Source organism: Phytopseudomonas daroniae, from assembly GCF_004327285.1.
GTDB lineage: Bacteria > Pseudomonadota > Gammaproteobacteria > Pseudomonadales > Pseudomonadaceae > Aquipseudomonas > Aquipseudomonas daroniae.
Window position 1 is genome coordinate 20,012 of sequence record NZ_QJUI01000030.1, and the last position, 20,936, is coordinate 40,947.

The window sequence follows — 20,936 nt, forward strand, 5'->3', positions numbered from 1 at the left end:
CGGCAACGCAGGTAGTTTTTCAACAGCCTATTCAATCTGCAGCATCGAGGACTGACACCCCATGAGCACCTTCTGGAGCTGGTACATCACGCTGTTGACGGTTGGCAGCCTGGTCGCATTGTTCTGGCTACTGTTCGCCACCCGCAAAGGGGAACGCAAGAACACCACGGATCAGACCATGGGGCATGCCTTCGACGGCATCGAGGAATACGACAATCCCCTGCCGCGCTGGTGGTTCATGCTGTTTCTCGGCACGCTGATCTTCGCAGCCGGTTACCTGGCACTGTACCCGGGCCTGGGCAACTTCAAGGGCCTGCTGCCGGGCTATGAAGATGGCTGGACGCAAGTCGCCCAGTGGGAGCGCGAAGTGAGCAAGGCCGATGCCCAATACGGGCCGATCTTCGCCAAGTATTCGGCCATGTCCCTGGAGCAGGTGGCGCAGGATGAACAGGCGCTGAAGATGGGCGGCCGACTGTTCGCTACCTATTGCTCGATCTGCCATGGCTCGGACGCCAAGGGTGCGGTGGGTTTTCCCAACCTGACGGATCAGCACTGGCGCTGGGGCGGCGACGCCGAGACCATCAAGACCACCATCCTCAATGGCCGCATCGGCACCATGCCGGCCTGGGGTGAAGTGCTCGGCGATGACGGCGTGCGCAACGTCGCGGCCTACGTGCGTAACGGCCTGGCCAGGCTACCGTTGCCGGAAGGCAGCAATGCCGACCTGGAAAAGGGCAAGCAGTTATACGACAGCACCTGCGTCGCCTGCCATGGCCAGACCGGCAGCGGTATGGCGCTGCTCGGCGCACCGAACCTGACTCACCCAGGCGGCTGGATCTACGGGTCGAGCCTGGCGCAGTTGCAGCAGACCATCCGCTACGGCCGTAACGGTCAGATGCCGGCCCAGGAGCAATACCTGGGCAACGACAAGGTGCATCTGCTGGCTGCCTACGTGCTGAGCCTGAGCCACAATCAGGCCGCTGGTGAGATGAACGCCGAATAAGCCGTAGCGGGCGTTGAGCGAAGCGATATCCAGGAAGCCGGTACCCGGGTTTCGCTTCACTTTACCCAGGCTACAAAATCCAGTCGCCCGTCCGTAGCCTGGTGCTGAGCGCAGCGATGCCCAGGGAGCGATTCCCGAACCATCATTTCGCTCGCCCCTGACCACTCGCGCTGCCAAAACCCCGGTCAAATGGTCGCAGGCACTCTGCTGCCTACCGCGAGTAAATCACCCCTCCTGTCCGCCATCCGGCATCCGAAGCGCCCTCTCCCGGCAGAAAGCGCGCGACAGAAAGCTTGCACCACATTTCCCACGCATTGCACCGCCTGAGCCCGTCGGGGATACTCGCGCCGCCTGAAACGCCCATCGCCGCAACAGCAGCACCCAAGCCCAGCGTGGAACCCAGCATGAGCACAGCAAGCAGTCCGGCTGCGTACAACTACAAGGTCGTCCGCCAGTTCGCCGTGATGACGGTGGTCTGGGGTGTATTCGGCATGGCGCTCGGCGTGTTCATCGCCGCGCAGCTGGTATGGCCACAGTTGAATCTGGACATGGAATGGACGAGCTTCGGTCGCCTGCGCCCGCTGCACACCAATGCGGTGATCTTCGCCTTTGGCGGCAGCGCGCTGTTCGCCACCAGCTATTACGTGGTGCAGCGCACCTGCCAGATCCGGCTGATGTCCGACCGCCTGGCGGCCTTCACCTTCTGGGGCTGGCAGGCGGTGATCGTCGCGGCGGTGATCAGCCTGCCGATGGGCTACACCAGCAGCAAGGAATACGCCGAGCTGGAATGGCCGATCGATATCCTCCTGGGCATCGTCTGGCTGGCCTACGTGGTGGTGTTCTTCGGCACCATCGCCAGGCGCAGGACACGGCACATCTACGTCGCCAACTGGTTTTATGGGGCTTTCATCCTGGTCACCCTGATGCTGCACGTGGTCAACAGCGCGGCGGTGCCGGTCAGCCTGTTCAAGTCGTACTCGGCGTATGCCGGCGCCACCGATGCGATGATCCAGTGGTGGTACGGCCACAACGCCGTGGGCTTCTTCCTCACCACCGGCTTTCTGGGAATGATGTATTACTTCGTGCCCAAGCAGGCCGCACGGCCGATCTACTCCTATCGCCTGTCCATCGTGCATTTCTGGGCACTGATCACCCTGTACATCTGGGCCGGCCCGCACCACCTGCACTACACCGCATTGCCGGACTGGGCCCAGAGCCTGGGCATGGTGATGTCGATCATCCTCCTCGCTCCGAGCTGGGGCGGCATGATCAACGGCATGATGACCCTCTCCGGCGCCTGGCATAAGTTGCGCACGGATCCGATCCTGCGCTTCCTCGTCGTCTCCCTGGCGTTCTACGGCATGTCGACCTTCGAGGGGCCGATGATGGCCATCAAGACGGTCAACGCCCTCTCCCACTACACCGACTGGACCATTGGCCACGTGCATGCCGGCGCCCTCGGCTGGGTGGCGATGATCACCATCGGCTCGCTGTATCACCTGATTCCCAAGGTGTTCGGTCGCGAACGGATGCACAGCCTGGCGGCGATCCATGTGCACTTCTGGCTGGCGACCGTCGGCACCGTGCTGTACATCGTCGCCATGTGGGTCAACGGCATCACCCAGGGCCTGATGTGGCGAGCCGTGAATGAGGACGGCACGCTCACCTACTCCTTCGTCGAGTCCCTGGAGGCCAGCCACTACGGCTACGTGGTACGCATGATCGGCGGGGCGATCTTCTTCAGCGGCATGCTGCTGATGGCCTGGAACACCTGGCGCACCATCCGTGCTGCCCAACCGGCGCAGTACGAGGCCGCCGCGCGGATTCCCGTTGCCCACTCCGGGAGTGCGAACGGATGAAACACGACATCATCGAAAAGAACCTCGGCCTGATGACCCTGCTGATGGTCATCGCAGTGAGCATCGGCGGCCTGACCCAGATCGTCCCGCTGTTCTTCCAGGACGTGGTCAACGAACCCGTCGCCGGCATGCAGCCCTATACCGCGCTGCAGCTCGAAGGCCGCGACGTGTACATCAAGGAAGGCTGCGTCGGCTGCCATTCGCAGATGATCCGCCCGTTCCGCGCCGAAACCGAACGTTATGGTCATTACTCGGTGGCGGGCGAAAGCGTCTGGGATCATCCCTTCCTGTGGGGTTCCAAGCGCACCGGGCCAGACTTGGCACGAGTCGGCGGCCGTTACCCGGACGAGTGGCACCGCATGCACCTGATCAACCCGCGCAACCTGGTTCCGGAATCGAAGATGCCGGCCTATCCCTGGCTCGAAAAGAAAACCCTGGATGGCGCGCTGACCGCCGAGAAGATGAAGGTGATGCGCGGCTTCGGCATTCCCTACAGCGATGAAGACATCGCCAAGGCCAGGGAAGCGGTCGAGGGCAGGAGCGAGCTGGACGCCCTGGTCGCCTACCTGCAGGTGCTCGGCACCGCCATCCAGAACAAGCGGTGACCCATGCCTGCCTTTCTGACCGACATCGGCACCATCCGCGGCATCGGCACCGCAGTGGTATTCATCGCCTTCGTCGCGGTGGTGCTCTGGGCTTACAGCAGCAAGCGTAAATCGAGCTTCGACGAGGCGGCCAATCTGCCTTTCGCCGACGAGCCGAAAGCTGCCGACAAGGACGAGAACGACGCTGCCGGGAGCGACAAGCCATGAGCACCTTCTGGAGCCTGTACGTCGCGCTGCCTACCCTCGGTACGCTATTGGCCCTGACCTGGCTGATCTTCGCCACCCGCAAGGGCCAGCGGCCCGACAACACGGATCAGACCGTCGGCCACAGCTTCGATGGCATCGAGGAATACGACAACCCGTTGCCACGCTGGTGGTTCCTGCTGTTCGTCGGCACGCTGGTATTCGCCGTCGGCTACCTGCTGCTCTACCCCGGCCTGGGTAACTTCAAGGGGCTGCTGCCGGGCTATGACGACGGCTGGACGCAAGTCGCCCAATGGGAGCGCGAGATGGCCGTCGCCGATGCGCGCTACGGCCCGCTGTTCGCCAAGTACGCCGCCATGCCCATCGCCGAAGTGGCCAAGGACGAACGGGCGCTGAAAATCGGCGGCCGCCTGTTCGCCAACACCTGCTCGGTGTGCCACGGCTCCGACGCCAAGGGCGCCTTCGGCTTTCCCAACCTGACCGATGACGACTGGCTGTACGGCGGCGATCCGGACACCATCAAGACCTCCATCATGCAGGGCCGCCAGGGCGTGATGCCTGGTTGGCAGCAGATTCTTGGCGATGACGGCGTGCGCGACGTCACGGCTTACGTGCGCAGCCTTTCCGGCCTGGAGAATCCTGCGGATATCGCCGTGGATCCGGACAAGGGCAAGCAGCTGTACGCCACCAGTTGCGCCATGTGCCACGGGCCCGAGGGCAAAGGCATGCAGGTGCTCGGCGCGCCCAACCTGACCGACCAGGTCTGGCTGTATGGTTCCAGCTTCGCCCAGGTGCAGCAGACCATCCGCCATGGCCGCAGCGGCCAGATGCCGGCGCAAAAGGACTTTCTCGGCAACGACAAGGTGCACCTGCTGGCCGCTTACGTGTACAGCCTGTCGGCGACGGTAGAGCGAACCCAGGAGAACGAGTGAGTGCACTGACCTGGGTCAGGGCGGAGTTTCGATGCTGCGCCTAGGATGGTCACGCCTGATCCCTGCGACGGGTAGCCGCAAGCCCTGCCGGGGCTGGAGGCGTACCATCGGCGCAGCGAACGATCACGACCGGCAAGTATCGGTCGCGACATGCCCGACCAACCGTTGCGGTAGCCATCGATGAGCCAACAGATCCCCGTCAAGAACGTCACGCCCGCTGCCGCCGGCGAGACCATCGACCTCTATGCCAGTCGCGAGAAAATCCACACCCGCGCCTTCAGTGGTTTCTACCGCAATCTGCGCCGGGTCGGAGGCGCCCTGTTGCTCACCCTCTACTTCGGCACCGTGTGGCTGAACTGGAACGGCCACCAGGCAGTGTGGTGGAACCTGCCGGAGCGCAAGTTCCACATCTTCGGCGCCACCTACTGGCCCCAGGATTTCGTACTGCTCTCGGCGCTGCTGATCATCGCCGCCTTCGGGCTGTTCTTCATCACCGTGTTCGCCGGCCGCGTGTGGTGCGGCTACACCTGTCCGCAGAGCGTATTCACGTGGATTTTCATGTGGGCGGAAAAGGTCACCGAGGGCGACCGTAACCAGCGCATGAAGCTCGAAAGAGCCCCCATGAGCACCGGCAAATTTCTCCGCCGCTTCGCCAAACACGGTATCTGGCTGGGTGTTTCGCTGGCCACCGCGCTGACCTTCGTGGGCTACTTCTCGCCGATCCGCGAGCTGCTCGGCGAACTGCTCACCTTCGAGGCCAGCGGCTGGGCGCTGTTCTGGATCGGCTTCTTCACCCTGGCCACCTACGGCAACGCCGGCTGGCTGCGCGAGCAGGTGTGCATCCACATGTGCCCGTACGCGCGTTTCCAGAGCGTGATGTTCGACCAGGACACCCTGATCGTTTCCTACGACCCGCGCCGTGGCGAAGCCCGCGGGCCGCGCAAGAAAAGCGCCGATCACAAGGCCCAGGGCCTGGGCGACTGCATCGATTGCACCCTGTGCGTGCAGGTCTGCCCCACCGGCATCGACATCCGCGATGGCCTGCAGATCGAATGCATCGGCTGCGCCGCGTGCATCGATGCCTGCGACAGCATCATGGACAAGATGAATTACCCACGCGGGCTGATCAGCTACACCACCGAGCACAACCTTTCCGGGCAGAAGACCCAACTGCTGCGCCCACGCCTGATCGGCTATGCCATCGCGCTGCTGGCCATGTTCGCGTTGTTCGGCTGGGCGCTGAACAACCGTCCCCTGGTCGAACTGGACGTGCTCAAGGATCGGGTACTCTACCGGGAAAACGAGCTGGGTCGGATCGAGAACGTCTACACCCTGAAGATCATGAACAAGGCGCAACAGGACATCGTCTACCGCATCGAGGCCGACGGCCTGGACGGCCTGCTCTACGAAGGCCGCCGCGAAGTCCGCGCGCTGGCTGGCGAAGTGCTGGCGATCCCGGTGGAACTGTCCATCGACGCCGAAAAACTGCCGTCCAGCACCAACGAAATCACCTTCCGCATCCGCGCCACGGATGACGAGAGCATCCACAACGACGCCAGCAGCCGATTTATCGGCCCCAGCGTCCGCTGACATAACAGGCCCCGCCATGACCGAAGATGTCCAACCCGCTCCCTGGTACAAGCAGTTCTGGCCGTGGTTCCTGATCGCCCTGCTCGGCTACTCGGTGATCCAGGGGCTGACCCTGTTGACCGTCGCCACGCGCAATCCGCCGGGGCTGATCTCCGACGATTATTACGACGTCGGCAAGGGCATCAACCAGTCGCTGGAACGCGAGAACCTGGCCGTGCGCCTGCAACTGCGCGCCACCCTCGACCTCGATGACGAGCGCGGCATCGCCGAATTGCAGTTGCATGGCAACAGCGCACCGCAACAACTGGTGCTCAACCTGGTGTCGCCGACCCAGCCTGAGCGCGACCGCCGCGTAGTGCTGCAGCATCAGGGCGAAGGCCTGTATCGCGGCAACCTGCAGGACAGCGTGCAAGGCCGGCGTTTCGTCGAGCTGATCGGCCAGGAAGGCGGTCAGGACTGGCGCCTGTTCGAGGAGGAAACCCTGCAATCCGGCCAGAGCATCCAGCTCGGGGATGAACACTGATCGACGCCTCAGCCTCCGGGACGGCGCCACTCGTTCACGCCAGCCCAACGCCCTGCTACCACTGCGGCCTGCCAGTATCCGCTGGCACGCGTTTCGCGGCCGTGGTGCTGGGGCAATCTCGTGAAATGTGCTGCCCCGGCTGCCAGGCGGTGGCTGAAACCATCGTGCAGAACGGCCTGGAGCATTACTACAGTCACCGCAGCGAGGCCGCCAACAATCCGCAGCAATTGCCCCAGTCCCTGCCGGATGAGCTGGCGCTGTACGACCGCAGTGACGTGCAACAGCCCTTCGTCGAACACCACGGCGAGCTGAGCGAAACCAGCCTGCTCATCGAAGGCATCAACTGCGCAGCCTGTGGCTGGCTGATCGAGAAGCACCTGCACGCCCTGCCGGGTGTCGCCGAAGCGCACCTCAACCTGTCCAATCACCGCCTTCAGGTGCGCTGGGACGCAACCATATTGCCGCTCAGCCAACTGCTCGGCGAAATCCGCCGTATCGGCTACGCCGCCCATCCCTGGCAGGCCGATGCGGCAGCCGAGCAGTTGACCCGCGAAAACCGCCGCGCCATGCGCGAGCTGGGGGTGGCCGGGCTGCTGTGGATGCAGGTAATGATGGCGAGCATGGCCACCTGGCCGGAGTTCAACATCGACCTCAGCCCGGAACTGGACACCATCCTGCGCTGGGTCAGCCTGTTTCTCACCACCCCCATCGTCTTCTATTGTTGCGGCCAGTTCTTCCGGGGCGCCCTGCGTGACCTGCGCACCCGCCACCTGAGCATGGACGTATCGGTGTCACTGGCCATCGGCGGCGCCTACGCGGCGGGCATCTGGTCCACCGTCACCGGCCACGGCGAGCTGTATTTCGATGCCGTGGGCATGTTCGCTCTGTTTCTGCTCAGCGGCCGCTACCTGGAACGCCGTGCCCGCGAACGCACCGCGGCGGCCACCGCGCAACTGGTCAAGCTGCTGCCGGCCTCCTGCCTGCGCCTGGATGAACGAGGCCAGAGCCAGCGCATCCTGCTCAGCGAGTTGCGACTCGGCGACCGGGTACTGGTACCGCCGGGCGCGCTGTTGCCCGCCGACGGCCGTGTGCAGGAAGGCCATTCCAGCGTCGATGAATCCCTGCTGACCGGCGAGTACCTGCCGCAGCCACGCACGATTGGTGATGGCGTCACTGCCGGCACCCTCAACGTCGAAGGCCCACTGACCGTCGAAGTGCAGGCGCTGGGCGACGCCACCCGGCTGTCGGCCATCGTCCGCCTGCTGGAGCGCGCCCAGAGCGAAAAACCGCGCCTGGCGGAAATCGCCGACCGGGTCGCACAATGGTTCCTGCTGATCGTCCTGGTGGTGGCCGCCATCGTCGGCCTGGTCTGGTGGCAACTCGACCCCTCGCGGGCATTCTGGGTGGTGCTCGCCCTGCTGGTTGCCACCTGCCCCTGCGCCCTCGCCCTGGCCACGCCAACCGCCCTGACCACCGCCACCGGTACCCTGCACAAACAAGGCATGCTGCTGACCCGCGGCCACGTACTGGAAGGTCTGGAGCAGATCGACACACTGATCGTCGACAAGACCGGCACCCTCACCGAAGGTCGCCTGACCCTGCGGGCGATACACCCGCTCGGCGCACTGGATGGCGATGCCTGCCTGGCCCTCGCCGCCACCCTGGAAAGTCAGTCCGAACACCCCATCGCCCGCGCCTTCGGCCATGCTGCAGCCCGTGCCGAGGAACTCGAAAACATCCCCGGCCTGGGACTGCAAGGCGTGGTGAACGGTCGCCGCCTGCGCATCGGCCAGGCCGGGTTCGTCAGCGCGCTCAGCGCCAGCCCGGCACCCGATATTCCGGGGGATCAGGGTCAGTGGTTGCTGCTGGGTGATGAGCACGGCCCACTGGCCTGGTTCGTCCTCGATGACCGCCTGCGTGACGATGCGTCGGAGCTGATCGAGGCCGCTCGGACGCGTGGCTGGCAGATTCTGCTGCTGTCTGGCGACAGTTCGCCGATGGTCGGCGAAGTCGCCACTCAGTTGGGTATCGAGCAGGCCCGCGGCGGCCTGACGCCGGATGCCAAGCTGGCCATCCTTCGTGAGCTCCAGGCCCGGGGGCGGCGCGTGTTGATGCTCGGCGACGGCGTCAACGACGTGCCGGTACTCGCCGGCGCCGATATCAGCGTGGCCATGGGCTCGGCCTCCGACCTGGCCAAGACCAGTGCTGACGCCGTGCTGCTGTCCAACCGCCTGGGTAGCCTGGTCGACGCCCTGCGCCTGGCCCGTCGCACGCGCACCATCATCATCGAGAACCTGGCCTGGGCCGGGCTGTACAATGGCCTGGTGCTGCCCTTCGCCGCCCTGGGCTGGATCACACCCATCTGGGCCGCGCTGGGCATGTCGCTCAGTTCATTGCTGGTGGTGCTCAATGCGCTGCGTCTGGCGAGGTGCTAGCGATGTGGATGGATATGCCGATAGTCGATTCTCGTAGGCTGGGTCACGCTCCATCGAGCCACGCGGAACACCTCTGCCATGCACTCAATTCAGGCTCAGAGAAACGATCATGTCAGCCCTATACATTCTGATTCCCGTCGCGCTGCTGCTGGTCGCCTTCGCCGTGTGGCTGTTCTTCTGGGCGGTGGACAGCGGCCAGTACGACGATCTCGACAGCCCGGCCCACCGCATCCTGTTCGACGACGATGACCCGCGCCACAAGGCCGCCGTGGAACAGGCCAACGAGCCAGACCAGAAACCCCATGACTGACCTGCTGCCACAGCTGCTGTCCGCGCTGATTCTCGGCCTGCTCGGCGGCGGCCACTGCCTGGGCATGTGCGGCGGGCTGATGGGTGCCCTGAGCCTGGCCATCCCGGCCGAACAACGCAATCGACGCCTGCATCTGCTGCTGGCCTACAACGCCGGGCGCATCCTCAGCTACGCACTGGCCGGCCTGCTGCTTGGTCTGGCGGGCTGGGCGCTGGCCAGCGGGCCAATGGCAACGGTATTGCGAGGCATCGCGGGTCTGCTGCTGATAGCCATGGGCCTGTACCTGGCCGGCTGGTGGAGCGGCCTGACACGCATCGAAACGCTCGGGCGTGGCCTGTGGCGGCATCTGCAACCCCTCACCCGGCGCTTCATGCCAGTCACCAGCCCGTCTCGCGCGCTGGTTCTCGGCGGCCTGTGGGGCTGGCTGCCCTGCGGCCTGGTCTACAGCACCCTGCTATGGGCGGCAAGCCAGGGTGACGCCCTGCATAGCGCCGCGCTGATGCTGGCATTCGGCATCGGAACCCTGCCGGTGCTGTTGGCCACCGGCCTGGCAGCCGAGCGCCTGGGCAGCCTGCTGCGCCAGCGTGGCGTGCGTGTGGCCGGCGGCCTGCTGGTGATGCTCTTCGGTGTCTGGACGCTGCCCGGCCCGCACCAGCACTGGCTGATGGGGCACTAGTATCGCGTCACAGATCGGCTGTCAGTCGATCGACTTCTCGTGGATACCGTCTTGACCCCAGACCTGCAAGGGCCGTTCGGAGTCAGAGGGCCCACTTGTAGGAGCGTCGCCCCGGCGCGAATCGATGGCGGCCTTATCGCAATATCCGGTGTTACGCATGCAGAACCGTAGGGTGGGTTAGCCGCCTGTCACATTGACTGACGGTTTTACTATCTCTGTTGCGGCGTAACCCACCATCGGCGCAACACGGTCTGTCGCCTGTTCACTCATGGCCGGCAGGCACACGCCCAGCGGTAGCGCTGCCGCTGTGCCGCCATGACTCAGATCAAAAAGACCGAACCGGGCGCCCCCTAGACTGCCAGCACTCAACGCTGAAGCGGAACTCACCATGCTCGACGCCATCCAGTGGGATTCCGACCTGATCCGCCGATACGATCAAGCCGGCCCGCGCTACACCTCCTACCCGACCGCCGTGCAATTCCATGACGGTGTAAGCTCCTTCGACCTGCTCCATGCCCTGCGCGACAGCCGCCGTGCCCTGCGCCCGCTGTCGCTGTACCTGCACCTGCCGTTCTGCGCCAACATCTGCTACTACTGCGCCTGCAACAAGGTCATCACCAAGGATCGTGGCCGCACCCAGCCTTATCTGCAGGCGCTGGAACGGGAAATGGCGCTGGTCGGCCATCACGTCGACAAACGCCAGCACATCGAACAACTGCACCTGGGCGGCGGCACTCCGACCTTTCTCAGCCATGACGAATTGCGTCGGCTGATGGACAAGCTGCGCGAACACTTCGCCCTGCTCGACGACGACTCCGGCGACTACAGCATCGAGATCGACCCTCGCGAGGCGGACTGGTCGACCATGGGCCTATTGCGCGAACTGGGCTTCAATCGCGTCAGCCTCGGCGTGCAGGATCTCGACCCCAATGTGCAGCGCGCCATCAATCGCCTGCAGAGCCTCGAGGAAACCCGCGCGATCATCGAGGCGGCGCGCACCCTGCAGTTCCGCTCGGTGAACATCGACCTGATCTACGGCCTGCCGCAACAAACGCCGGAAAACTTCGCCCATACCGTGCAGCAGGTGATTGCCCTGCAACCGGATCGCCTGTCGCTGTTCAACTACGCCCACCTGCCGGAACGCTTCATGCCGCAGCGGCGCATCGACAGCCGTCAGTTGCCCAGCGCAGCGAACAAACTGGCCATGCTGCAAGGCAGCATCGAGCAGTTGGCGAGCGCCGGTTACCGCTACATCGGCATGGATCACTTCGCCCTGCCCGACGACGAGCTGGCCAGCGCCCAGGAAGACGGCAGCCTGCAACGCAACTTCCAGGGCTATACCACCCACGGCCATTGCGACCTGATCGGCCTCGGCGTCTCGTCGATCAGCCAGGTCGGCGACCTGTATTGCCAGAACAGTAGCGATCTGGCCACCTATCAGGCCAGCCTAGGCAACCACCAACTGGCAACCCAGCGCGGCCTGCTGTGCAACGACGACGACCGCGTGCGCCGCGCCGTGATCCAGCAACTGATCTGCCACTTTCACCTGGATTTCTCGGCAATCGAGCAGCGCTTCGCCCTGAACTTTCGCAGCTACTTCGCCGACACCTGGCCGGCCTTGCAGCAGATGGATCGCGACGGGCTGATCGAATTGAGAGACGGCGGCATCGAAGTGCTGCCGGCCGGGCGGCTTATGGTGCGTTCGCTGTGCATGCTGTTCGACCGTTACCTGAGCGAACAGAACCTGCAGCGTTTCTCGCGGGTGATCTGATGTGTCTTACATCAAGGAGGCTATTGAGGCGCTTTGCTCGGCACTCAAACCTTCCTCGCGAATCACCTTGACCAACTGTGCGTTGGCGCTGCTGAGCGCCCCACTGAGCGAGCCGACCTCGGTCTGCAACGCCTGGGCACGCATCTGGCGGGTTTCCGCGTCCAGACCCTGCTGGGCCATCAGTGCCTGCAGCTCGGCCATCTTCTCCGCGAGCTGCGCCTTGAGTTCGCGAATCAGCTTGAGCAGTTGCCTGATGGTCGCAGACAGATCGCTTTCGCCGATATCGCTGTTCTTCTCCGACTCGTTCGAGCGGGCCAGCCCGGCTACGGACAGGCTGACCTTGATCCCGTTTTCACTGGGCTCAGCCGCTGCAGACCCTTCGCCAACCGCAGCCTGCACGGCCGCAGAGGCCTTGCTGGGGGCCGCCGACACGACACTACGCTCGAGCGAAATGGAAGTATCCAGGCGCATGATCACGCTCCTAAGCAAACAAATATGCTGATCCGGGTTTATCGGCTCTGCCCCGCGACACTTTAGTGACTGGCCCCCTTCCCTCCACTGCGGTACCCTTACGACTTCTGTGTGTTTACTTCAGGGATAAGGCCGATGTCCGAAAGCATTAAGCTGCGTACAACTCATCAGGCGCACTGCAAGGATTGCAGCCTCGCCAGTCTTTGCCTGCCCCTTTCGCTGGATCTCGAAGACATGGACGCGCTCGACGAGATCGTCAAACGCGGCCGGCCCCTGAAGAAAGGCGAATTCCTGTTCCGCCAGGGTGACACGTTCAACTCGGTGTTCGCGGTACGCTCCGGGGCCTTGAAGACGTTCAGCCTGAGCGACGCCGGCGAGGAACAGATCACCGGTTTCCACCTGCCCAGCGAACTGGTCGGCCTGTCCGGCATGGACACCGAGTTATACCCGGTTTCCGCTCAGGCTCTGGAAACCACCTCGGTATGCGAGATTCCCTTCGAGCGTCTCGACGAGCTGTCGGTCAGCCTGCCGCAACTGCGCCGCCAGTTGATGCGCATCATGAGCCGTGAGATTCGCGACGATCAGCAGATGATGCTGCTGCTCTCGAAGAAGACCGCCGACGAGCGCATCGCCACGTTCCTGGTCAACCTGTCCGCGCGCTTCCGCGCCCGCGGCTTCTCCGCCAACCAGTTCCGCCTGTCGATGTCACGCAACGAGATCGGCAATCACCTGGGTCTGGCAGTGGAGACCGTGTCGCGGGTATTCACCCGCTTCCAGCAGAGCAAGCTGCTCGAAGCCGAAGGCAAGGAAGTGCACATTCTCGACCCCATCGAGCTGTGCGCCCTGGCTGGTGGTAACCTTAACGGCTGATATCCGGCCGCTCAGGACTCCCAGATGATTTTCGATGAATTCAGCATCAAGACACTCATTCGCCCAGTGGTCGACTTCCCCAAACCGGGCGTGGTGTTCCGCGACATCACTCCACTGTTCCAATCGCCCCGCGCGCTGCGCATGGTCATCGACAGCCTAATCCAGCGTTATGTCGAGGCTGATTTCAGCCACGTAGGCGCCATGGATGCCCGAGGCTTTCTGATCGGTTCGATCATCGCCTATGAGCTGAACAAGCCGCTGGTGCTGTTCCGCAAGCAGGGAAAACTGCCGGCCGACGTGCTCAGCCAGGGCTACCAGACCGAATACGGCGAAGCCTTTCTGGAAGTGCATGCCGACAGTCTTTGCGAAGGCGACAAGGTGTTGATCGTCGATGACCTGATCGCCACCGGTGGCACTCTGCTCGCCGCCGTGCAACTGGTGAAACGCATGGGTGCCAGCCTGCATGAAGCGGCGGCGATCATCGATCTGCCGGAACTCGGTGGCTCACGCAAGCTGCAGGACATGGGAATTCCTACCTATAGTCTGACGGCCTTCGCCCTCGACGAGCGCTAAGAGCAGCTTCAAGTCTCAAGCTACAAGCTTCAAGTAAGTCCGTACGCGGCCATGACCTCTTGCGTCTGGCTCTTCACTTGCGCGGATCATGCGTAGTGTCGCGTCACACATCGAATCTCGTATCCGAGCGATTGGGCCGAGTGGTCGCTCAAAGGCGCAAGCAGCCGTAGGATGGGTCGGGCCGCGCAGGTGCAACCCATCGGCCATTGATGGGTTGCACCCATCCTACGACCTCACCCCGCCATGCCGCCTCGTATCCGCTTCCTGTTCGTCAGGCCAGCGCTTTGCCTCGGGCTTCCTTCAGACTCGCAGTCGCCCGCGAAACCCTTGCCTTTAGCTAGCACTTCCCCTTGCCGGGTGTGCGGGGGACTTTCACCCCTGAGTGGGTGCGCCCTGCCGGGCGCACCAATAAAAAGCCCCGGTCAGATAGGCCGGGGCTTTTTATTGGAGTCGTAGGCAATCAGCGCAGTGCCGGGCCCTGGAAACCCATCCACATCGCCAACTGCTCGGCCACGCTGGTTCCGAGCTTCTTGGTGAAGCGATCCAGTGGGCTCTCCTGCACGGTGAAGTCCACCAGCGCTTCCTGGCCGATCACATCGCGCGCCACGTAGCTGGTATTACCCAATGCGTCGATCAGGCCCAGGCTCAGCGCCTGCTCGCCAGACCAGATCAGCCCGGAGAACAGCTCCGGATGCTCGGCATCCTTGAGGCGATCGCCGCGTCCCTGCTTCACGCTGGCGATAAATTGCTTGTGGGTGGTTTCCAGCACGGTTTTCCAGAACTCGGCCTCTTCCGGTTTCTGCGGCTGGAACGGATCGAGAAACGCCTTGTGCTCGCCCGAGGTGTAGACGCGGCGGTCGACACCGAGTTTGTCCATCAGCCCGGTAAAACCGAAACTGGCCGCAGTAACACCGATGGAGCCGACCAGGCTGGCCTTGTCGGCATAGATCTCATCAGCGGCGCTGGCGATGTAATACGCACCCGAAGCACCCAGGTCGGAAATCACCGCGTATACCTTGGTGTCCGGATATTCGCCACGCAGACGAAGGATCTCGTCATAGACGTAACCCGACTGCACCGGGCTGCCGCCAGGGCTGTTGATGCGCAGGATCACACCCTTGGTGTTGGGATCCTTGAACGCCGCACGCAGGCTGCCAACGATGTTGTCGGCGCTGGCCGCTTCCTTGTCGGCGATCATGCCGCGCACTTCGATCACTGCGGTATGCGGCGTGCTGCCGGAGCCCTTCTGCAGGTTGAGCAGTGGCGAGAATAGCGCCAGTGCGCCAAACAGATAGATGAAGGTCAGCAGCTTGAAGAAAATCCCCCAGCGCCGCGAACGCCGCTGCTCATGCACGCTGGCCAGCAGGGTCTTCTCGAGGAGTTTCCAGCTCTTCGGGTCGCTCTCGGAGACCACCGGCGTCTTTCTCTCACCCCACATGCTCAATCTCCTCGATTCGGGGCTCGGCCACCATCTGGTTCAGCCAGGCACTCAGTTCCATGAAATGGTTGATCGACAGCCTCGGCTCATGGGTACTCAACGCTGTCAGCGTCTGCGCACCGTAGCCTACCGCGACCGCATCCATACCCGCACGCTGCGCCATCAGTAGATCGAACGAGGAGTCGCCAATCATCAGCGCCTGCTCGGCAGGCACGCCACAATGCTGCAGGATCTCGTGCAGCATCCGGGGATCGGGTTTGCTCGCCGTTTCATCGGCGCACCGCGTGATATCGAAATAATCCTGCCAGCCCAACGCGTCGAGGATCCGTTGCAGGCCGCGGCGGCTCTTGCCGGTGGCAACAGCCAACTGATAGCCCTGCTCACGGAAGCTCGCCAGGCTCTGCTCCACGCCCGGAAAAAACGCCGACGGCGTTTGATCCATGATCACATAACAGTCGCTGTAAGTGGCACGGAAGCGTTCGACGTGCGCGGCTTCGACGAGTTCCGGATAAAGCGTGGTGATCGCCTCGGGCAGCGCCAGGCCGATGATGCCCTTGACCGCCTCGTCGCTGAGCCGCGGCATGGCGCACTGGTTGGCGGCCTGGTGCATGGCCGCGACGATGCGGCCAATGGAATCGACCAGCGTACCGTCCCAGTCGAAGATCAGCAGCCGGTAGTCACGCACTCAGGCGCTCCAGCGTACGTGCCCACATGTCGTCGACCGGCGCCTCGACTTTCAGCACACCACCCTCGGGCAGCGGGATGTTCAGTTCATAGGCGTGCAGGAACAGGCGCTTGCCGCCCAGCTCGCGAATCTCGCGGGTGAAGTCATCATCGCCGTACTTGCTGTCACCGGCGATGCAGTGCCCGCCATACTGGGCATGCACGCGAATCTGGTGGGTACGCCCGGTCACCGGTTTGGCTTCGACCAGGGTGGCGAACTCGCCGAAACGGCGCAGCACGCGGAAGACGGTCAGCGCCTCCTTGCCTTCCGGGGTGACCTCGACCATGCGTTCGCCGGAACGCAGATTGCTCTTGAGCAACGGCGCGTTGATCTGCTTCTTGGCCGTCGCCCAGTGGCCGCGCACCAGCGCCATGTAACGCTTGTCGACGCCATCGCCGCGCAGCGCTTCGTGCAAATGACGGAGCATGCTGCGCTTCTTGGCGATCATCAGCAGGCCGGAAGTATCGCGGTCGAGGCGGTGCACCAGCTCCAGATCCTTGGCATCCGGACGCAATTGGCGAAACGCCTCGATCACCCCGTAATTGAGGCCGCTGCCACCGTGCACGGCGATGCCGGCCGGTTTGTTCAGCACGATCAGTGCCTTGTCTTCATAAACGATGGCCGCTTCCAGGCGCTGCAGTAGCCCTTGAGCCAGCGGCTCGGGCTCGTCACGCTCGGCCAGGCGCAGCGGCGGAACACGCACGATGTCGCCGGGCTGCAGCTTGTATTCGGGTTTGATCCGACCTTTGTTGACTCGTACTTCACCCTTGCGCAGGATGCGGTAGATCAAGGTCTTGGGCACGCCCTTGAGCTGGGTACGAAGGAAGTTGTCGATGCGCTGACCCGCGAGTTCAGGCGCGACCTCGAGCAGCTGAACGCCGGAGGTTGGGGGAATGGGTGTCGTCATGGCCGCGATCATACAATTTTTATGGAATTGAAGCACTTAATCATTGCTGCTATAGTCGCGAATGCCGCCAAAAGCGGCCTGATTCGCGGATGTTGCCAAACCGCCATCGTGAATCAAGCAACCCATTCAGGACGTAAGGCCGTCCGACGGGCTTCTCATAGAGCGACAAGGCCGCCAAGGCTGCTCGAGAAACTCGGAAATAAGGTCTGAGACACAGATGCGCGACCTGCCCACATGGACGGTCGCGGTAATGCCAACCCGCTGCGGATTTTTCGCGAGCGGCACCCGATTTTCAGCGATACGTGTAGGGTGGAGATGCACAACGGTCGGCCTGCGTAGCAAACAGCTTTATCCAAGACGCGTCATGTCGTCCGCTACCGACCCTTGATTCCTCCTCCTGACTGAGAACCTGTTTACGGTCTCGCAAGCTAGCGCCATGCAAAACGCTACGTTAGTAACAGCCTCCAATCCGGGGCAGGCAAAGAAGCGAAGTTTACTCACGTAAATGGGCCTTCCAAGCGGGTTTTAACGCAGCAGGCCGATGCTTAGCCGATCGCAAGCGAGTTCTGAGTGCTTTCTGTCACATACAGCAAGCAGGAGACGTCCGTCGCGGCCCAGCACAACTGCTGCTGCCGCTCGACAATGAAACGATTTACGCCCGTTTCTGACGCGCCTGACACCGACCCTGAGCGTCGTGTGTGCCTAACGCGGCTTCCGGCAGCACCGGAAACCATTGGTACCACATGAAAAGAATGCTGATTAACGCAACTCAACCCGAAGAGTTGCGTGTTGCGCTGGTAGATGGCCAGCGCCTGTACGACCTGGACATCGAGTCCGGCGCCCGTGTACAGAAGAAATCCAACATCTACAAAGGTCGCATTACCCGCGTAGAACCCAGCCTCGAAGCGGCGTTCGTCGACTTCGGCTCCGAGCGTCACGGCTTCCTCCCCCTCAAAGAAATTTCCCGCGAATACTTCAGCAAGGCCCCCGAAGGCCGCGTCAACATCAAGGACGTGCTCAAGGAAGGCCAGGAAGTCATCGTCCAGGTCGAGAAAGAAGAGCGTGGCAACAAGGGCGCAGCCCTGACCACCTTCATCAGCCTCGCCGGCCGCTACCTGGTGCTGATGCCCAACAACCCGCGTGCCGGTGGCATCAGCCGCCGCATCGAAGGTGAAGAGCGCAACGAACTGCGCGAAGCCCTCAACGGCCTCGATATCCCCAACGACATGGGCCTGATCGTGCGCACCGCAGGCCTGGGTCGCTCCAGCGAAGAAATGCAGTGGGATCTCGATTACCTGCTGCAACTGTGGAGCGCCATCAAGGAAGCATCCCTGGATCGCCCTGCTCCGTTCCTGATCTATCAGGAAAGCAACGTCATCATCCGCGCCATCCGCGACTACCTGCGCCAGGACATCGGCGAAGTGCTGGTCGACAGCGTCGAAGCCCAGGAAGAAGCCCTGACCTTCATCCGCCAGGTGATGCCGCAGTACGCCAGCAAGATCAAGCTGTACGAAGACAGCGTGCCGCTGTTCAACCGCTTCCAGATCGAAAGCCAGATCGAAACCGCTTTCCAGCGTGAAGTGAAGCTGCCGTCCGGTGGTTCGATCTACATCGACCCGACCGAAGCCCTGGTGTCCATCGACATCAACTCGGCGCGCGCCACCAAAGGCAGCGACATCGAAGAAACCGCACTGCAGACCAACCTGGAAGCCGCTGAAGAGATCGCCCGTCAGCTGCGTCTGCGCGACATCGGCGGCCTGATCGTCATCGACTTCATCGACATGACGCCGGCCAAGAACCAGCGCGCCGTCGAAGAAAAGGTTCGCGAAGCCCTGGAAGCCGACCGCGCCCGCGTACAGGTCGGCCGCATCTCGCGCTTCGGCCTGCTGGAAATGTCCCGTCAGCGCCTGCGCCCATCGCTGGGCGAAAGCAGCGGCATCGTCTGCCCGCGCTGCAACGGCCAAGGCATCATCCGCGACGTCGAGTCGCTGTCCCTGGCAATTCTGCGCCTGATCGAAGAAGAAGCCCTGAAGGATCGCACCGCCGAGGTTCGCGCCCAGGTGCCGATCCCGGTCGCGGCCTTCCTGCTCAACGAAAAGCGCAACTCGATCACCAAGATCGAACTGCGTACCCGTGCACGCATCGTCATCCTGCCGAACGATCATCTGGAAACGCCGCACTTCGAAGTGCAGCGCATCCGTGACGACAGCCCTGAAGCCCAAAGCATCCAGACCAGCTACGAAATAGCCACGGTCGAAGTCGAGGAAGAAAAACCGGCAGCCGCCACTCGCACCCTGGTTCGCCAGGAAGCGGCGATCAAGGCCGCTCCTCCTCGCAGCGCCCCCTCTCCAGAGGTTGAAGCAGCCGCGCCGGCAGCTCCGGTTGCAGCCGCTCCGCAAACGGGCCTGTTCAAAGGCCTGGTGAAGTCCCTGGTGGGTCTGTTCGCCGGCGCCGAAGAACAGAAACCGACCGTGGTCGAGAAGAAGCCAGGCGAGCGTCAACCGCGTGGCGACGAGCGTCGCAACGGTCGCCAGCAGAACCGTAACCGTGGCAACCGCCGCGACGAAGAGCGCAAGCCGCGCGAAGAACGTGCCCCACGTGAAGAACGTGCACCGCGTGAAGCGCGTCAGGCCCGCACCCCGCGTGAAGATCGCCAGCCGCGTGAAAACGTGGAAGTCCGCGAGCCTCAGGAAGTGCGTCAATCCCGTCCGCCGCGCGAACCGCGTGAAGGCCAGGAAAATCGTCGCGAACGTCGCCCGCGTGAAGAGCGCCAGCCGCGCGAACTGCGCGCTCCGCTGGATGCCGAGCCGCAGAACGAAACCGCTGGCGAAGAAGTACGTGCCGAGCGTCCGCAACGCGAGCCGCGCCAACCACGTCAGCCTCGCGAAGAGCGTCAACCACGCGCCGAGCAGGCACAGGCCGATGCGGCTGAAGAAGAAGTGCTGAACAGCGAAGAGCAGCAGGACGAGGATCAGGAAAGCACCGAGGGCAGCGAACGCCCACGTCGCCGCTCCCGTGGCCAGCGTCGCCGCAGCAACCGTCGCGAGCGTCAGCGTGATGCCGACGGTAACCCGATCGAAGGCAGTGACGACAACGCTGAAGAGCCTGTAGATGCCGCCAACATCGCTGCCGCTGCTACTGTGGCCGCCGTTATCGCGGAAACCGAGCAGCCGGCCGAGCAACAGCCTGTCGTCCAGGAGACCAGCACACCTGCCGCTGCTGAAACGGCAGAGCCTGTCGCCGCACAAGAGGTAGCGGTCGAGGCCGAGCAGCCTGTGCAAGCCACAGTTGAAGTAGCTGAAGCGGCTCCAGCCCCCGTCGAAGTGCCGACCGAAGCAGTCGCCGAGCGCGCCGATGCCGTGATCGAGCCTCTGCCTGAGATCGAACAGCCGCGTGCCTCGGCACCCGCTTTCGAAGCGACGCCGCAGGAAGCTCCAGTGGTGATCGAGCCGGCAAATGAGCCAGTGGTTGTCGAAGCACCCGCTGCCGAGGCGCAGGTCATCGAAGCACCGGTCGCCGAGACCACCTTCACTGCCGCACCCGAGACCGCTCCGGCAGTCGAGGAAGCGGCAGCCGAAACACCTGTGGTCGAAGAGCCAGCGGCACCAGTCGTACCTGCCGCAAGCAACGGCCGCGCGCCGAACGACCCACGCGAAGTGCGTCGCCGCAAGCGTGAGGAAGAGCGTCTGGCTCGTGAAGCTGAAGAAGCCGCCAAGGCCGCTCCAGCCGCCGCGGTCGTGGAAGCAGAGCCAGCCGCTCCGGCAGTGGAAAGCGAAGCCGTCGTCGATACTCAACCGGCCAGCGAGCCAGTCGAGCAAGCCGAGGTCATCGTCACTCCGGTCGACGAGAGCGCTCAGCAGGATCAGGACGCGCCCAAGCCGCAAGCCTGATAGGTAACGCGCAAAAGAAAAAGGGATGCTTCGCAGACTGTGTGAAAACCTAGCAGTCTGAAGGCGAGTTGAAGACAATGCCTCTATCGGTTGATAGGGGCATTGTCGTTTATGGGCTATATCCAGGGCGAAGGTCGCGAGCAAAGCAGCCTGTT

The 20,936-nt window shown here is 63.2% G+C and carries 18 protein-coding genes; 14 read left to right on the forward strand and 4 right to left on the reverse strand.

Annotation, left to right across the window (positions count from 1 at the left end):
• Positions 1-61 precede the first annotated feature (61 nt).
• The 11 genes from ccoP (DNK06_RS23095) (at position 62) to hemN (ending at position 11,908) form a co-directional block, all read left to right on the forward strand.
• Positions 62-1,003, forward strand: coding sequence for a cytochrome-c oxidase, cbb3-type subunit III (gene ccoP, locus DNK06_RS23095; RefSeq protein WP_131182306.1), 942 nt, complete (start codon positions 62-64; stop codon positions 1,001-1,003).
• Between the two features lie 404 nt (positions 1,004-1,407).
• Complete coding sequence (ccoN, locus tag DNK06_RS23100) at positions 1,408-2,862, forward strand: cytochrome-c oxidase, cbb3-type subunit I (protein ID WP_131182307.1); 1,455 nt, start codon at positions 1,408-1,410, stop codon at positions 2,860-2,862.
• Positions 2,859-3,467, forward strand: coding sequence for a cytochrome-c oxidase, cbb3-type subunit II (gene ccoO / locus DNK06_RS23105; protein WP_131182308.1), 609 nt, complete (start codon positions 2,859-2,861; stop codon positions 3,465-3,467). The genes ccoN and ccoO overlap by 4 nt, the downstream gene beginning before the upstream one ends.
• A 3-nt stretch (positions 3,468-3,470) precedes the next feature.
• Positions 3,471-3,674, forward strand: a complete 204-nt coding sequence (locus DNK06_RS23110; RefSeq protein ID WP_131182309.1) for a cbb3-type cytochrome oxidase subunit 3 — start codon at positions 3,471-3,473, stop codon at positions 3,672-3,674.
• The gene (gene ccoP, locus DNK06_RS23115; RefSeq protein WP_131182310.1) at positions 3,671-4,603 is read left to right on the forward strand and encodes a cytochrome-c oxidase, cbb3-type subunit III; all 933 of its coding nucleotides are present in this window, start codon (positions 3,671-3,673) and stop codon (positions 4,601-4,603) included. The genes DNK06_RS23110 and ccoP (DNK06_RS23115) overlap by 4 nt, the downstream gene beginning before the upstream one ends.
• Positions 4,604-4,783: 180 nt before the next feature.
• Complete coding sequence (gene ccoG / locus DNK06_RS23120) at positions 4,784-6,193, forward strand: cytochrome c oxidase accessory protein CcoG (RefSeq protein ID WP_131182311.1); 1,410 nt, start codon at positions 4,784-4,786, stop codon at positions 6,191-6,193.
• A 16-nt stretch (positions 6,194-6,209) separates the two neighbouring features.
• Positions 6,210-6,716 carry a FixH family protein gene (locus DNK06_RS23125; protein WP_131182312.1) on the forward strand — a complete coding sequence of 169 codons (507 nt, stop codon included), beginning with the start codon at positions 6,210-6,212 and terminating at the stop codon, positions 6,714-6,716.
• Positions 6,716-9,151: a heavy metal translocating P-type ATPase gene (locus tag DNK06_RS23130; RefSeq protein WP_131182313.1), complete on the forward strand. Its 2,436-nt coding sequence runs from the start codon at positions 6,716-6,718 to the stop codon at positions 9,149-9,151. Before DNK06_RS23125 ends, DNK06_RS23130 begins: the two co-directional genes overlap by 1 nt.
• Positions 9,152-9,260: 109 nt before the next feature.
• The gene (gene ccoS, locus DNK06_RS23135) at positions 9,261-9,461 is read left to right on the forward strand and encodes a cbb3-type cytochrome oxidase assembly protein CcoS (RefSeq protein ID WP_131182314.1); all 201 of its coding nucleotides are present in this window, start codon (positions 9,261-9,263) and stop codon (positions 9,459-9,461) included.
• Positions 9,454-10,137 carry a sulfite exporter TauE/SafE family protein gene (locus tag DNK06_RS23140; RefSeq protein ID WP_131182315.1) on the forward strand — a complete coding sequence of 228 codons (684 nt, stop codon included), beginning with the start codon at positions 9,454-9,456 and terminating at the stop codon, positions 10,135-10,137. Before ccoS ends, DNK06_RS23140 begins: the two co-directional genes overlap by 8 nt.
• 388 nt (positions 10,138-10,525) lie before the next feature.
• Positions 10,526-11,908, forward strand: a complete 1,383-nt coding sequence (gene hemN / locus DNK06_RS23145; RefSeq protein ID WP_131182316.1) for an oxygen-independent coproporphyrinogen III oxidase — start codon at positions 10,526-10,528, stop codon at positions 11,906-11,908.
• A 6-nt stretch (positions 11,909-11,914) separates the two neighbouring features.
• Here hemN and DNK06_RS23150 read toward each other — a convergent pair whose 3' ends face one another.
• Complete coding sequence (locus tag DNK06_RS23150; RefSeq protein WP_242674761.1) at positions 11,915-12,379, reverse strand: hypothetical protein; 465 nt, start codon at positions 12,377-12,379, stop codon at positions 11,915-11,917.
• Positions 12,380-12,514: 135 nt separating this feature from the next.
• Here DNK06_RS23150 and fnr point away from each other — a divergent pair, with 135 nt between their 5' ends.
• Both fnr and DNK06_RS23160 read left to right on the forward strand, forming a co-directional pair.
• The gene (gene fnr / locus DNK06_RS23155; protein WP_131182317.1) at positions 12,515-13,249 is read left to right on the forward strand and encodes a fumarate/nitrate reduction transcriptional regulator Fnr; all 735 of its coding nucleotides are present in this window, start codon (positions 12,515-12,517) and stop codon (positions 13,247-13,249) included.
• Positions 13,250-13,273: 24 nt separating this feature from the next.
• Positions 13,274-13,822: an adenine phosphoribosyltransferase gene (locus DNK06_RS23160; RefSeq protein ID WP_131182318.1), complete on the forward strand. Its 549-nt coding sequence runs from the start codon at positions 13,274-13,276 to the stop codon at positions 13,820-13,822.
• A gap of 460 nt (positions 13,823-14,282) precedes the next feature.
• On the opposite strand, the gene sppA is transcribed toward DNK06_RS23160, so the two are convergent.
• The 3 genes from sppA to rluC are packed head-to-tail and all read right to left on the reverse strand — an operon-like array spanning position 14,283 to position 16,891.
• Positions 14,283-15,260, reverse strand: a complete 978-nt coding sequence (sppA, locus tag DNK06_RS23165) for a signal peptide peptidase SppA (protein ID WP_131182319.1) — start codon at positions 15,258-15,260, stop codon at positions 14,283-14,285.
• Positions 15,250-15,945: an HAD-IA family hydrolase gene (locus tag DNK06_RS23170; protein ID WP_131182320.1), complete on the reverse strand. Its 696-nt coding sequence runs from the start codon at positions 15,943-15,945 to the stop codon at positions 15,250-15,252. Before DNK06_RS23170 ends, sppA begins: the two co-directional genes overlap by 11 nt.
• A complete protein-coding gene (gene rluC, locus DNK06_RS23175; RefSeq protein ID WP_131182321.1) occupies positions 15,938-16,891 on the reverse strand; it encodes a 23S rRNA pseudouridine(955/2504/2580) synthase RluC in 954 nt (317 codons plus the stop codon). The genes DNK06_RS23170 and rluC overlap by 8 nt, the downstream gene beginning before the upstream one ends.
• A 743-nt stretch (positions 16,892-17,634) precedes the next feature.
• Here rluC and rne point away from each other — a divergent pair.
• A complete protein-coding gene (rne, locus tag DNK06_RS23180; protein ID WP_131182322.1) occupies positions 17,635-20,781 on the forward strand; it encodes a ribonuclease E in 3,147 nt (1,048 codons plus the stop codon).
• Positions 20,782-20,936 lie beyond the last annotated feature (155 nt).

What these genes read in the sequence shown, in the direction of transcription:
- DNK06_RS23110 (WP_131182309.1), top strand. Translation starts at nt 3,471, where the DNA reads ATGCCTGCCTTTCTGACCGACATCGGCACCATCCGCGGCATCGGCACC.
- ccoO (WP_131182308.1), top strand. Translation starts at nt 2,859, where the DNA reads ATGAAACACGACATCATCGAAAAGAACCTCGGCCTGATGACCCTGCTG.
- DNK06_RS23140 (WP_131182315.1), top strand. Translation starts at nt 9,454, where the DNA reads ATGACTGACCTGCTGCCACAGCTGCTGTCCGCGCTGATTCTCGGCCTG.
- ccoN (WP_131182307.1), top strand. Translation starts at nt 1,408, where the DNA reads ATGAGCACAGCAAGCAGTCCGGCTGCGTACAACTACAAGGTCGTCCGC.
- rluC (WP_131182321.1), bottom strand. Translation starts at nt 16,891, where the DNA reads ATGACGACACCCATTCCCCCAACCTCCGGCGTTCAGCTGCTCGAGGTC.
- ccoG (WP_131182311.1), top strand. Translation starts at nt 4,784, where the DNA reads ATGAGCCAACAGATCCCCGTCAAGAACGTCACGCCCGCTGCCGCCGGC.
- DNK06_RS23125 (WP_131182312.1), top strand. Translation starts at nt 6,210, where the DNA reads ATGACCGAAGATGTCCAACCCGCTCCCTGGTACAAGCAGTTCTGGCCG.
- DNK06_RS23150 (WP_242674761.1), bottom strand. Translation starts at nt 12,379, where the DNA reads ATGCGCCTGGATACTTCCATTTCGCTCGAGCGTAGTGTCGTGTCGGCG.
- ccoP (WP_131182306.1), top strand. Translation starts at nt 62, where the DNA reads ATGAGCACCTTCTGGAGCTGGTACATCACGCTGTTGACGGTTGGCAGC.
- DNK06_RS23160 (WP_131182318.1), top strand. Translation starts at nt 13,274, where the DNA reads ATGATTTTCGATGAATTCAGCATCAAGACACTCATTCGCCCAGTGGTC.
- hemN (WP_131182316.1), top strand. Translation starts at nt 10,526, where the DNA reads ATGCTCGACGCCATCCAGTGGGATTCCGACCTGATCCGCCGATACGAT.
- rne (WP_131182322.1), top strand. Translation starts at nt 17,635, where the DNA reads ATGAAAAGAATGCTGATTAACGCAACTCAACCCGAAGAGTTGCGTGTT.
- ccoP (WP_131182310.1), top strand. Translation starts at nt 3,671, where the DNA reads ATGAGCACCTTCTGGAGCCTGTACGTCGCGCTGCCTACCCTCGGTACG.
- ccoS (WP_131182314.1), top strand. Translation starts at nt 9,261, where the DNA reads ATGTCAGCCCTATACATTCTGATTCCCGTCGCGCTGCTGCTGGTCGCC.
- sppA (WP_131182319.1), bottom strand. Translation starts at nt 15,260, where the DNA reads ATGTGGGGTGAGAGAAAGACGCCGGTGGTCTCCGAGAGCGACCCGAAG.
- fnr (WP_131182317.1), top strand. Translation starts at nt 12,515, where the DNA reads ATGTCCGAAAGCATTAAGCTGCGTACAACTCATCAGGCGCACTGCAAG.